The sequence below is a fragment of the Paeniglutamicibacter sulfureus genome, from assembly GCF_030512175.1.
In the GTDB taxonomy this organism is placed as follows: domain Bacteria; phylum Actinomycetota; class Actinomycetes; order Actinomycetales; family Micrococcaceae; genus Paeniglutamicibacter; species Paeniglutamicibacter sulfureus.
Map to the genome: position 1 here is coordinate 1,311,472 of NZ_JAULBL010000001.1, position 12,743 is coordinate 1,324,214.

The 12,743-nt window shown below is 67.6% G+C and carries 10 protein-coding genes; 2 read left to right on the top strand and 8 right to left on the bottom strand.

The window, feature by feature from the left end; genetic code table 11:
* Positions 1-44: 44 nt before the first annotated feature.
* The 3 genes from Q2T94_RS05695 to Q2T94_RS05705 form a co-directional block, all read right to left on the bottom strand.
* On the bottom strand, positions 45-1,250 hold the full coding sequence (locus Q2T94_RS05695; RefSeq protein ID WP_302263373.1) for an amidohydrolase family protein: 1,206 nt from the start codon (positions 1,248-1,250) through the stop codon (positions 45-47).
* 136 nt (positions 1,251-1,386) lie between these two features.
* On the bottom strand, positions 1,387-2,775 hold the full coding sequence (gene xylB / locus Q2T94_RS05700) for a xylulokinase (protein ID WP_302263218.1): 1,389 nt from the start codon (positions 2,773-2,775) through the stop codon (positions 1,387-1,389).
* A 14-nt stretch (positions 2,776-2,789) separates the two neighbouring features.
* Positions 2,790-3,620: a DeoR/GlpR family DNA-binding transcription regulator gene (locus Q2T94_RS05705; protein WP_302263219.1), complete on the bottom strand. Its 831-nt coding sequence runs from the start codon at positions 3,618-3,620 to the stop codon at positions 2,790-2,792.
* Positions 3,621-3,754: 134 nt separating this feature from the next.
* Here Q2T94_RS05705 and Q2T94_RS05710 point away from each other — a divergent pair, with 134 nt between their 5' ends.
* Together Q2T94_RS05710 and Q2T94_RS05715 are read left to right on the top strand one after the other, a co-directional pair.
* A complete protein-coding gene (locus Q2T94_RS05710; protein WP_302263220.1) occupies positions 3,755-5,092 on the top strand; it encodes an MFS transporter in 1,338 nt (445 codons plus the stop codon).
* Between the two features lie 61 nt (positions 5,093-5,153).
* Complete coding sequence (locus Q2T94_RS05715; RefSeq protein ID WP_302263221.1) at positions 5,154-6,641, top strand: mannitol dehydrogenase family protein; 1,488 nt, start codon at positions 5,154-5,156, stop codon at positions 6,639-6,641.
* 81 nt (positions 6,642-6,722) lie between these two features.
* Here the strand turns inward: Q2T94_RS05715 and Q2T94_RS05720 are convergent, their stop codons facing one another.
* The 5 genes from Q2T94_RS05720 to Q2T94_RS05740 form a co-directional block, all read right to left on the bottom strand.
* Positions 6,723-7,280 (bottom strand): gluconokinase, encoded by a 558-nt coding sequence (locus Q2T94_RS05720; protein ID WP_310290018.1) that lies wholly within the window; start codon positions 7,278-7,280, stop codon positions 6,723-6,725.
* Entirely contained in the window at positions 7,277-8,506 is a 1,230-nt protein-coding gene (gene manD, locus Q2T94_RS05725; protein ID WP_264270566.1) for a D-mannonate dehydratase ManD, read from the bottom strand. Before manD ends, Q2T94_RS05720 begins: the two co-directional genes overlap by 4 nt.
* A 56-nt stretch (positions 8,507-8,562) precedes the next feature.
* Complete coding sequence (locus Q2T94_RS05730; RefSeq protein WP_302263222.1) at positions 8,563-10,017, bottom strand: mannitol dehydrogenase family protein; 1,455 nt, start codon at positions 10,015-10,017, stop codon at positions 8,563-8,565.
* Positions 10,014-11,423: a glucuronate isomerase gene (uxaC, locus tag Q2T94_RS05735; RefSeq protein WP_302263223.1), complete on the bottom strand. Its 1,410-nt coding sequence runs from the start codon at positions 11,421-11,423 to the stop codon at positions 10,014-10,016. The genes Q2T94_RS05730 and uxaC overlap by 4 nt, the downstream gene beginning before the upstream one ends.
* Positions 11,424-11,505: 82 nt before the next feature.
* Positions 11,506-12,522 carry a LacI family DNA-binding transcriptional regulator gene (locus tag Q2T94_RS05740; protein ID WP_302263224.1) on the bottom strand — a complete coding sequence of 339 codons (1,017 nt, stop codon included), beginning with the start codon at positions 12,520-12,522 and terminating at the stop codon, positions 11,506-11,508.
* Positions 12,523-12,743: the final 221 nt, after the last annotated feature.

The window sequence follows — 12,743 nt, forward strand, 5'->3', positions numbered from 1 at the left end:
CCCGGCTCATCCGGGCACGGCCACAGCTGCACCGGCGACCCCGGCTAGGCAAGCTCCAGCTGGTCCGCCACCACGCGCCCATCGTGGATGACGGTGCGGTCGGACCCGCGGTCCATGACGGCGCTGGTCACGGTTTCGCCCGCGAGCAACACCAGGTCGGCGCGATCCCCCACGGCCAGGCCCGGGCGGTCGGTCGTCGAACCCAGCCGGGCCAGGCCCCGGTCCATGATTCCCGCCCCGCCCCAGGTCGCAATGGCCGCGGCGTGTTCGATCAGTTCGTCCTGCCGCAACCCGTGTGTGAAGGCCAGCTGCCAGGTGCGCGAGAGCAGGTCGCAGTCCCCGTAGGGGCTCCAGTAGTCGCGCTGGCCGTCCTCGCCCAGCCCCACCCGGATGCCCGCCGAGGTCATCGCGGCCAGGTTGAACTGCCTGCCCGAGGTCGCCGGGGCCACTGTTGCCCAGGAAATGTCCAGGTCCCCCATGCCCTCCATCACCCGGGCCGTGGCCGCCTCCGAAATATTGCCCAGCTCGTAGGCGTGGGAGAGTGTCACCCGTCCCTCCATGCCCAGTGCCCGGGTGCGTTCCATGACGAGTTCGGTGCTGAAAAGCGCCAGGTGGCCGGGCTCATGGAGGTGAATGTCGACATCCACCTGGTATTTTTCCGCCAATTCGAACACGATGTCCAGGTGCCGCACCGGGTCCCGGTCCAGATGGCAGGGGTCGATGCCGCCCATCACGGTGGCACCGAGCCTCAGCGATTCCTCCAGGTAGGGAACGGTTCCGGGCTCGAGCAGCAGCCCGGCCTGTGGGAAGGCCATGATCTGCACGTCGACGCTGGCGGCAAGTTTTTCCTTGGCGGCGAGCACCGCCTCGAATTTTTCCAGCTTGCAGTCGACATCGATCTGCGCGTAGCTGCGCACCCGGGTGGTGCCGTGGGCGATCATGCGCCGGAGGGTCCCCTCGACCCTCTCGGGCAGCGGAACCTCGGCGTGGCGCCAGTTGTTGCGGTCGTTGAGCATCATGCCCCAGACCCCCGGGGCCCCGGTGTGTTCGCGGAACGGCAGCCCGATCCGGGTAGAGTCCAGGTGCACATGGACATCGGAGAACGCCGGAAGCGCCAGCTGGCCCCGGCCGTCGATTCCCGCGGCCACGGGGAGATCCGGGTTGTGTGGGGCGATGCCGCCGATCCGCCCGTCTGCGAGCTCGAGGTCCACCGCGTCCCGGCCCCATGGCCTCACGTTGCGCACGAGCATTGCCCATTCCCCTTCGTTCGGTGGCCCGTCGGCGTCCGGCGGCGCGGTTTCCACTCTTCCATGCCGCATCGGCCCGGGAATGCAAGCGAATTGGCGTTGCGCGGTCGCCGGGCTGCCGCGGAGATTGGCGCTGGTGCTACTCCCAGCCCTCTGTGGCATCCCGAACCACGGCATAGCGTTCGTAGATGTCCGGCCGGTGCGCCGCTTCGTAGCGCTTCGAACCCACAGGCTCCCACGAGGGAGGCACTGCCGCGCCACTCATCGCCCAGGCTGCCTGGCGTGCCGCGCCCAGGGCCACGTATTCGGCGGTGGCCGGCACGTCGACTGCGACCCCGAAGACTTCGGGGGCGATGCGGCGCACGGCCTCGGATTGCGCCCCGCCGCCGATGAGCAGGATCCGCCCGGTGGAAACGCCCGTGGCGTTTTCCAGGGCCGCCACCGCGTCCTTCATGGAGCACAGCAGGCCCTCGACGATGGCGCGGGCGAATTGTTCGCGGCTGGTAGTGGCCCGCAACCCGTGCATCAGCCCGCTGGCGTTGGGCCGGTTGGGTGTGCGTTCGCCGCCGAGGTAGGGCAGCAGCACCGCACCTCCGGAACCGGTCTGTGCACCCAGTGCCAGGCGGGTGAATTCCTTATGGTCGACCCCGAGCATGCGTGCCCCGAAGTCCAGCACCGGGGCCCCGTTCAGGGTGCAGGCCAGCGGCATGTAGCGCCCGGTGGCATCGACGAACCCGGTGACCAGCCCGCTGCCGTCGTGCACGCTGTGCTCAACGACGGCCGAGGCGACACCCGAAGTGCCGATGGATACACAGACGTCGCCCGGGCCCAGGTCTAGTCCCAGAGCCGCGGCCATGTTGTCCCCGGTGCCCGCAGCGATCTTCGCGCCGCCGCGCGTGTTCCCGACGACCTCGCGGGGACCGGCCAGCCGGGGCAGGATCACCTCGTGACCCAGTGCGGAGGCCGCCAGGTCCGGCCGGAATTCCCGCTTCGAGGTTGAGTAGTACCCGGTGCCGGAGGCGTCCCCGTGGTCGGTGGTCATCTCCTGGCGGCCGCCCAACTGCCAGGTGAGGTAGTCGTGGGGCAGCAGCACCGAGGCGGTGCGCCCTGCGTTGTCGGGTTCGACCTCGCGCATCCAGCGCAGCTTGGAGGCCGTCAGCGAAGCGACCATGACCGAGCCCACCGCGTCGGCGCAACCGGCGGGCCCGCCGAGTTCAGCAACCAGGTCCTTGGCCTGCGGTGCGGAGGAGGTGTCGTTCCACAGCATCGCGTCGCGCACCGGTTCCCCGTCGGCATCCAACGCCACCATGCCGTGCTGCTGGCCGGCCACGGACACTGCCGCTGCCCGCTCCAGCAGCCCGTCGGTGGCGCCATCCATGGCCTCGAGCCAGCGGGCCGGGTCGATCTGGGTACCCTCGGGGTGCGGCATGCGGCGCTGGTCGACGACCTCGCCGGTCCCGGCGTCCACCAGGACCGCCTTGCAGGATTGGGTGGATGAATCAATTCCCAGGACGTACTGCGAACCCATCGAAGGCCCCTTCGTTACTGTGCGGTGGCGACATGGATGGTGACACCGAGCTCGCGCAGCCGGGCGCGGTGGTGTTCGGGCAACGCGTCGTCGATGACGACATCGTCAAAGCCCTCCACGTCCATGACGTGGTAGAGGCCGGTGGACTCGAACTTCGAGCTGTCGACCAGCAGCACCTTGCGCGCGGCCATTGCGATCATGGCTCGCTTGGTCAGCGCGGCCTCTGCATCGGGGTGGAACAGCGCGTCGTTCTTCACCGCCGTGGTGGACACGAAGACCACGTCGGCGGTGATGCGGTGCAGTTGCTCGACCACGACGGAGCCGAGGAACGAGTCCGTTTCCGTGTAGTACTGGCCACCCAGGCCAACCAGGGCGATGTCCGGCTGGCAGGCGACGATGTTCATCAGCGGCAGCGAATGCGTGATGACGGTGGAGGGACGCCGCCCGGCCAGGTAGGCGCCCATGGCACCGACCGTTGTCGAATCGTCCAGTCCCACCACGGCGCCGGCGGGGATCAGCGCGGCGGCTGCCCGGGCCAGTGCATCCTTGGCGGCCGCGTTCATGTGCCGGCGCAGCCGCACATCGCGTTCGGCCATGCGGCTGGTGATGGCGCGGGCTCCCCCGCGGACGCGTTCGAGGCGGCCGTCCCTGGAAAGAAGCTCGAGGTCGCGGTGGATGGTCATGGCGCTGACGCCGAAGCGCTCGGCCAATTCCTCGACCTTGACGTCTTGGGCCTTGGCAACGTATTGCGTGACCTCGTCGCGGCGGGTTTCCGGGGGCAGGCCGATGCGCGCGGGCTGCGCCGAGGCCTCCACACAAAACTCTTCAATAGTCACAACATTCATGATAGATCCGTCACCCGGTGAAACAAAAAGTACAAGACATCTATCTAATTTAACAGATTTCTTGTGATATTTGTCTTGTTTGGTGTTAGATTGAGGCGATCACCACGACGAAGTGCAGGACGCAAGGGAGCGACATGACCGTGAAAGCGCAGCCAGAAACGCACAACGGTGCGACAGGTGCCCGCGAGGGCATCCTCGAACGCATGGGCCTGCCCCGGCCACTGCTCTGGGGCTTCGTCGGGCTGATGCTCTTCATGATCGGTGACGGCGTGGAGACCAACATCCTCACCCCGTTCCTCACCGCAGACCACGGATTCTCCATCCCCATGGCCGGCACCCTGGTCACCGTCTACGGCATCGCAGTGGCCATCGCGGCCTTCCTTTCGGCCTCGCTTTCGGACCTTTGGGGACCGCGGAAGGTCATGTTCATCGGTGCCGGCATCTGGGTGGCCTTCGAGCTCCTTTTCCTCGTCGTGGCCCTGAATTCCGCCAGCGTGGCGCTGATCTTCATCGCCTACGGCCTGCGCGGCTTCGGCTACCCCTTCTTCGCCTATGGGTTCCTGGTCTGGATTAGCGCCACCGCCAATGCCAAACGTCTGGCCGTGGCCATTGGGTGGTTTTATGTCGCCTTCAGTGCCGGGCTTCCCACCCTCGGCGCCCTGACGGCGAGCGCCTCCCTGACCATCTTCGGCCTGGACTACTACCAGACGCTCTGGATCTCCCTGGCGCTGGTGGTTGCGGGTGCCGCGGTTGCCCTTCTCGGCGTGAAGGAAAAAACCGGCCGCGGCCCGCTGGTGGCCGACTCCGAGAAGGTCTTCAAGACCCTGGTCTTCGGCTTCACCCTGCTGCGCACCAACCGCAAGGCCCTGATGGTCATGCTCACCCGCACCATCAACTCGATCCCCACCTACGGCATGGCGATCTTCTTCCCGGCGCTGTTCGTCGACCGGTTCGGCTGGACCGTGGGACAGTTCCTGATCCTGACCACGGTCATCTACGCGGTAAACATCCCGTGCAACCTCTTCTTCGGCGCCCTGGGCGACAGGCTCGGCTGGAGCAAGACGGTGACCTGGTGCGGAGCGGTGCTCTGCGCCGTGTCGATGCTCGGCCTCTACGTGGTGCCCGCCTATGCCGTGGACCGGGGCTGGGACTCGGCCTACGCCCTGACCCTGCTCGTCGGCGCATTCTTCGGGATCGGGCTGGCAGGGTTCGTCCCGCTCTCGGCCATCGCCGTGTCCCTGGCGCCGAAGAACCCGGGCGCCGCCATGGCCTCCTACAACCTTGGCATCGGGGCTGCGGTATTCGCCGGCCCGCTGCTGGTGGCGGTGCTCTACTCGGTGCTTGGCGCCGCCGGCATGGTCTACCTCTTTGCCGCCCTGTATCTGGTCGCGGCACTGATGTCCCACGCCCTGCGCGGCACCCAGCCCGGATTCAACGGAGTGCCTCTTCCGGCCCCGGAGCGTTTGTCCTAGCCCCGCGCCTCTCCGCCTTCGTCCTTTCCCCGCAGACCTGATCCAAGGAGCACCCCCGAGAATGGAACTGAAAAACAACGCCCTGGCGCACATCGCCTCCCCCGTCGCCGTTCCGGCATACGACCGTTCCGCGGTGCGTGCCGGCATCATCCACTTCGGTGTCGGCGGCTTCCACCGCGCCCACCAGGCCATGTACCTGGACAAACTGATGAACCAGGGCAGGGCCCTGGACTGGGGCATCCGTGGGATGGGCGTGATGCCCTCCGACGCCCGGATGCGCGACGCGCTGGCCGCGAGCGACGGGCTCTACACCCTGGTGGTGAAGAACCCCGACGGTACCCGCGAGGTCCGCGTCGTCGGATCCATCGTCGACTACGTCTTCGCCCCCGAGGATCCGAAGGCGGCCATCGAGGCCCTAGCCGACCCCGCCATCCGCATCGTCTCGCTCACCGTGACCGAGGGCGGCTACAACGTCCACCCGGTCACCGGCGAGTTCGACCTGGAAAACCCCGCCATCGCCGCGGACCTGGCAAGCCCCGCGGCCCCAGCCACGACCTTCGGACTGGTCAGCGCCGGGCTGAAGCTGCGCCGCGAGCGCGGCATCGCCCCGTTCACCGTGATGAGCTGCGACAACATCCAGGGCAACGGCGAGGTCGCACACAAGATGTTCGGCGCCTTCGCCACTGCCCTGGACGCCGAGTTCGGTGCCTGGGTCGAGGCCAACGTGCCCTTCCCCAACTCCATGGTCGACAGGATCACCCCGGTCACGACCGACGCCGACCGCGCGGACGTGGCAGGGACCTACGGAATCGATGACGCCTGGCCGGTGGTGTGCGAGGACTTCACCCAGTGGGTGCTGGAGGACAAGTTCGTTTCAGGCCGGCCGCCCTACGAGGAGGCCGGGGTCCAGCTCGTCGCTGACGTCGTCCCGTACGAGTTGATGAAGCTGCGCCTGCTCAACGCCACCCACCAGGGCCTGTGCTACTTCGGGCACCTGGCCGGATACAGCGCGGTGCACGACGTGGCCCGCAACCCGCTGTTCGCCAACTTCCTGCTGCGCTACATGGATGAGGAGGCGACCCCCACTTTGGCGCCGCTTCCCGGCGTGGATCTGGAGGCCTACAAACGCAAGCTCATCGAGCGTTACAGCAACGAGTACGTCGCGGACACCGTGGCTCGCCTGTGCGCCGAGTCCTCGGACCGCATCCCCAAGTGGCTGATCCCGGTGGTCCGCGAAAACCTGGCCGCCGGCCGCCCCGTGGGCCTCTCCGCCGCGATCGTCGCCTCCTGGGCCCGCTACGCCGAGGGCGTGGACGAGCAGGGCAATCCCATCACCGTGGTCGACCGGCTCGCCGGGCAGCTGCAGGCAACGGCCGCGAACAACAGGGAGAACCCCAACGCGTTCATCGAGCAGCGCGAACTCTTCGGCGACATCGCCGACGACGAGGCCTTTGCCGCGCCGTACCGCGCGGTCCTCGCCGCGCTGCACGAGCACGGCTCGCTAGCCACGCTCGAGGCGGTCATGGCGGGCCAGCCGGCCGCCGGGTAGCCGCGTACCCCTGCACAGGGCGCTCGATGCAACAAGGTCCGGCCCAAGGAATTTTCCTGGGGCCGGACCTTGTATGTGGAATCAGGCCTGCGCGTCCAGCCAGGCGGCGGCTTCCTGCGCCAGCTGTGCCGGCGTGGCCGCGATGTCCAGCACCACACCTGCCTCGTCGCTTTCCAGCGGCTCAAGCGTGGCAAGCTGGGATTCGAGCAGGCCCACCGGCATGAAGTGCCCGGGGCGGGCGCCCATCCGCTCGGTGAGCAGTTCGACCGTGCCATGCAGGTGGATGAACACCGTGCCAGGTGCCTGGGCCCGGATCAAGTCGCGATACTTCCGCTTCAGGGCCGAGCAGGCAATGACCATCGACTCGGATTCGGCCGAGCCGAGGCGTTCGCCCACCTCGCGCAGCCACGGTTCGCGGTCCTCGTCGTCCAGCGGGTGTCCGGCGGCCATCTTGTCGATGTTCGCCTGCGGGTGCAGGGAGTCCCCGTCGAGGAATCCCGCACCCAGTTCCGCGCCGAGCAGCTCGCCCACGGTGGACTTGCCGCAGCCGGAGACACCCATGACGATGACCCGGTGCAGCGTGACCGCCGCGCCGTTGACGGCGTTGTCGGTGGCGGCTTCCATGGTTTCGGCGCTCACCAGTCGTGAACGGTGCCGTCGATGAGACGGTTGTAGGGCAGGTAGGCCTGCTGGTACGGGTAGGACAGCGCGGCTTCTTCGTTGAACTCGACGCCCAGGCCCGGCTTGTCGCCCGGGTGCAGGTAGCCGTCCTTGAAGGTCATGGACTGCTCGAAGACCGTGTTGGTGGCGTCCGAGTGCTGCATGTATTCCTGGATGCCGTAGTTGTGGATGGCCAGGCCCACGTGCAGCTGGGCGGCGAAGCCCACCGGGGAGATGTCGGTCGGGCCGTGGAAGCCGGACTTGACCTGGTATTGGGCAGCGTAGTCCATGACCTTCTTCAGCGGCGAGATGCCGCCGAAGTGGGTGGAGGCTGCACGCACGTAGTCGATGAGCTGTTCCTTGATCAGCGACTGGAAGTCGTAGATCGTGTTGAAGACCTCGCCGATGGCGATCGGGGTGGTGGTGTGCTGGCGGACCAGGCGCAGCGCTTCCTGGTTTTCGCCAGGGGTGCAGTCCTCGAGCCAGAACAGGTCGTAGGGCTCCAGCGACTTGCCCAGCTTGGCGGCCTGGATCGGGGTCATGCGGTGGTGGCCGTCGTGCAGCAGCGGGATCTCGGGGCCGAATTCGTTGCGCACGGCTTCGAAGACGGTCGGCAGGTGGCGCAGGTAGGCGCGGGTGTCCCAGTCCTCTTCCTGCGGGAATGCGCCGCGGCCGGCGGGCTCGTAGTCGTAGCGTTCGCCCGAGGCCTGGGTCTGGGCGGCAACGCCGTAGACGGCCTTGATGCCCGGGACCGCGGTCTGCACGCGGATGGACTTGTAGCCCAGTTCCAGGTGCTCGCGGATCGAGTCGAAAAGCTGCTCGGTGTCGGTGCCCGAGGCGTGGCCGTAGGCGCGCAGGCCGTTGCGCGACGCGCCGCCCAGCAGCTGGTAGACCGGCATGTTGGCGGCCTTGCCCTTGATGTCCCACAGGGCCATGTCCACGGCGGCGATGGCTGCCATGGTGATGGGCCCGCGGCGCCAGTAGGACGAGCGGTAGAGGAACTGCCAGGTGTCCTCGATGCGATGTGCGTCCTTGCCGATGAGCAACTGCGCGACGTGGTCCTTCAGGTAGGACGCGACGGCAAGTTCGCGGCCGTTCACGGTGGCGTCGCCGATGCCGACCAAGCCGGATTCGGTGGTGACCTTGAGGGTCACAAAGTTGCGTGACGGGCTGGTCACAAATACTTCTGCCTTGATGATTTTCATGGCAATCCTTTCAAATGCGCGGTGCAACGGTGCACCGGTGGTGACGGGGAGAAAAGTTAGTTGGTGAAGCTTCCGCGCAGGGCGTGGACCGAGGCGATCGTGTCGGCGTCCCGGGACAGTTCCGCATCGACGACGGCCACCAGTGCCGCGGTCTGCTGCGGGGTCCCGGTGCCGATCTGCGAATCGGCGAGAACCGCTTCCAACTCGGCTGCGTTCGCATCGGCAACTGCCGTGCCGGAGGCGTGCTGCGCGGCCAGCTGGTCGCACCAGGCTGCCAGCAGGCGCAAGGCCGCATTGCCGTCGCGCTCGGCATCCCGCTCGGCGCGGAACACCGGCAGCGCCCGTGCGGCGAGCTTGATCGATCCGTCGGTGGCGATCTGGGCCAGGTTGTGGGCGATGCGCGGGTTTTCGAAGCGTTCGCGCAGGGCCTTCCGGTACTCGGGGACGGCGAGTTCCGGCTCGTTGAGGTGCGCGGAGGCGGCATCCCAGAATTCCTCGACCCATCCGGAAACCGCCGGGTCGGCCAGGGCCTGGGCGACGGTGGCGTGTCCGCGCAGCTGCCCGGCGAAGGACATCAGCGTGTGGGCGCCGTTGAGTAGCCACAGCTTGCGGCGCTCGAAGGCCTCGAGGTCATCGACGAACTGCGCTCCGGCTTTTTCCCAGGCCGGACGCCCGGCCGGGAATTCACCGGAGAGCACCCAGGAGGAGAACGGCTCGGTGACCACCGGGGACACGTCGGCGAAGCCGGTCTGCTCCGCGACGGTGGCGCGGTCGGCGTCGGTGGTGCGCGGGGTGATGCGGTCGATGGAGGTGTCGACGAACGACACGTTCGCGTCGATCCAGCGTGCCAGCTCGGCGTCGATTTCCCGCGCAAAACCCAGGATTCCGGCGCGGGTCACGGTGCCGTTGCCCGGCAGGTTGTCGCAGGAGACGATGGCCAGCGGCCATCCGTCCCCGGAGCGGCGGGCCGCCAGGCCCACCAGGATCCGCGCCGCCGGGGTGGAGAGCTTCAGCTGCCCGAAGTCCGCCGCGGAGCTGGCGAAGAGACTGGCGTCGTAGCGCTCGCGCAGCACCGAAAGGTCGGCCTGCACAGCCGCGTCGTTGAGGTCAAGGGCCGGTTCGCCGGCGCCGGCCGCCATCTTGTAGCCTGCCTCGGTGATGGTCAGGGTGAGGATCGCGGTGGAGGGGCTGGCCAGCAGGGTGGTCAGGGCCGCCATGTCATTGCCGTCGTGCGCCTCCACGATGGAGTCGATGACCTCGAAGGTATCGCCTTCGGCTTCACGCCGGATGAGGGTAAATAGTCCGTCTTGGGCGGCAAGCTCGGTGGCTGCCGTGGCGCTGCGTCCGGTGAAGGCGGCGATCCCCCAGCCGTCGTTCGCCCTGGCGGTGTACCAGGCCTGGTGGGCGCGGTGGAAGGCGCCCAACCCGATGTGCACGATGCGGACCTCGGCCTTGGCGGCCGGGTGCGTTCCGCGATTCAGCTCCCGGGCTTTCAAGGTTCCGGCGCTCACAGCTTGAACGCCCGGCGCGGTGCGGCGTCGACGATGTCGACGATGATCTCGTGGGCGCGTTCCTCGGTGATCCGGTGCTCGGCGACCAGGCGGGCCAGGAAGGAGGCCTCCACACGGCGCGAGGCGTCGTGCCGGGCGGGGATGGAGCAGAAGGCACGGGTGTCGTCGATGAAGCCCGAGGACCGGGAGAACCCGGCGGTCTCGGTGACGGCTGAGCGGAAGCGCATCATGGCATCCGGCGCATCCAGGAACCACCACGGCGCCCCGATGAACACCGACGGGTAGAACCCGGCCAGCGGTGCGATCTCGCGGGAGAACACGGTTTCGTCGATGGTGAAGGGGATGAAGTGGAATCCCTTGGCGGTGCCGAAGTCGTTGAGCAGCGGCTGCAGTCCGGTGGCGAAGTCCACGGCAAAGGGGATGTCATGCCCGGTGTCCGGGCCGAATGCCTCCAGCGTGGCTGCGTGGGTGTTGCGGTGCACGCCCGGGTGCATCGTCATGACCAGTCCGTCTTCCACTGCCATGGCGGCCTGCTGGTACATCATGTGCGCCTCGAAGGCGAAGGCCTCGGCGGTGGAGGCGGTGCCGGCCATGCCCTTGGCGAAGAGTGCGGCGGCCTCGTCGCGGGAAAGCTTCAGCGTAGCGGCCGAATGCGAACCGTGGTCGGAGGACACTGCGCCGTGTTCGACGAAGTAGGCACGGCGGTTGGCCATCGCGGCCATGTAGCCGTCGTAGCCGGTGGCCCCTTGGCCGGCGGCCTGGATCAGCGCGTCGGCCTTGGCGGCGAAGTCGGCGCCCCAGAACTTGATGTAGGCGTCGGGGCGGAAGGTCGGCAGCACCCGGGAGGTGAAGGACGCGTCATCGGCCAGTGCGCGGTGCGCTGACAGGTCGTCCAGTGGGTCGTCGGTGGTGGCCATGACCTCGATGTTGAAGGAGTCCATCAGTGCCCGCGGGCGGAAGCCCGGCTCGTCGATCTTCGCCTGCAGCGCGTTGAAGGTTGCCTCGGCGGTTTCCTCGCGGATGTCAAGGTCGTCGATCCCGAAGACGTCGACGAATTCCTGGCGCAGCCAGTACCCCGATGCGGTGCCGTCGAAGGCCTTCCAGTTGGCGCAGAAGGTACGCCAGGCATCCAGGGCGCCGATCTCGGAGGTGCCGCCGACCCGCAGCTGTTCAAGCGGTACGCCGTTGGCGTGCAGCAGGCGGGTCACGTAGTGGTCCGGGCTCAGCAGCAGTGCGGTGGGGTCCGGGAACGGGGTGTCGTTGGCGATCATGGCCGCGTCCACGTGGCCGTGCGGCGAAATGATGGGAAGGTTTTCCACGTCTTTGTGGAGCGACCGGGCTATCGCGCGGACACCGGGGTCTGCGGGCAGAAGCCGATCGGGGTGGTTCGCAATCGAGGAAGACATGTATTGATCGTCCGTATCCCTGGCACGTATTGGCAACAAGTTGCCATGAGTTGCACCACTACCGCGGAGGCGCGGATTTCCGCTAGCCGCGGGGGCGTGCCGTGGAGCCGCGCAGCACCAACCGCGTCGGCAGCACCACGGCCTGTTCGTGCGTGGAGACCGCGCCCCGCGAGATCGCCAAAAGGCTGCGCACGGCCGTGGCCCCCAGGGCGTGCAAGGGTGCCGCCACACTGGAAAGTCCCGGCACGATCAACGAGGCGCCCGAGGAGTTGTCGAAGCCGATGATCGAGAAGTCCTCGGGGACGCCGAAGCCGTTGGCCTGCAGCCTGCGCATCAGCCCAAGGGCCAGCTGGTCGTTGTAGGCAAGCACTGCGGTGGCCTTGCCCGTGGCGACCTTGTCCGCGGCCCGCGCCCCGCCGTCCATGGTGGGTGCGGCGGATTCGACCTTGGTGATCCGCACGTCGAGCTCCAGGCCCGCCTGTTTCACGGCCCCCCAGCGCATGGAGTCGGCCCAGGAGGCCTCGGGGCCCGCGAGGTAGGAAACCTCTTGGTGTCCCAGTTCCCTGAAATGCTCGATCGCCCGGCGCACCCCGCGCACGTTGTCGGTGATCACGCTGGCCACGCCCTTGACTCCGCGGTTCATCACCACCGTGGGCTTTTGCTTGGCCATGGCGCGGATGGCCGCATCGGACATGCGCGAGCTGCTGAGCACGATCCCGTCCACGATGTCCATGGACCGTTCGATGGCCTCGCGCTCGATGACCCCGGATTCCCGGGTGTGGGCCAGAAGCATGGTGTAGCCGTTCAGGGCGGCCTCCTCCTCGGCCCCGCGGATCATCTCGAAGTACACCGGGTTGGAAATGTCGGCCACCACCAGGGCAATGGTCCCGCGCCGGCTTCGCCCCTGGGCCATGGGGCGGCGCACGCTCACCGACTGGTAGCCGATCTCGTCGGCCACCTTCCGGATGCGTTCGGCCGTGGCGAAACTGACCCGCCCCGGGCGGGCAAAGGCCCGCGAAACGGTCGATGCTGAAACTCCCGCGATGCGCGCAACATCGTAGATGGTTGCCGGGCGGGGTTCTTCGGGTCTGGGGATCACACCCCTATCCTTGCGCGCCCGGCCAATAGTTGAAAGTCTGTGGCAACTAGTGGCAACAATTGGCTCCCCGCGCGCTGTGGCGTACATCATCAATGCAACCGTCAATGTGGCCGGGAGGTGCCTTTGCAGGCACCGCCTCGCAAGGGCAATGGGGCAACGTCGCCTCCTCGCCGGCCGGAAAGTAGCCTCCAGAGATGAAACTTCGCTTATTGCGAGCCGTC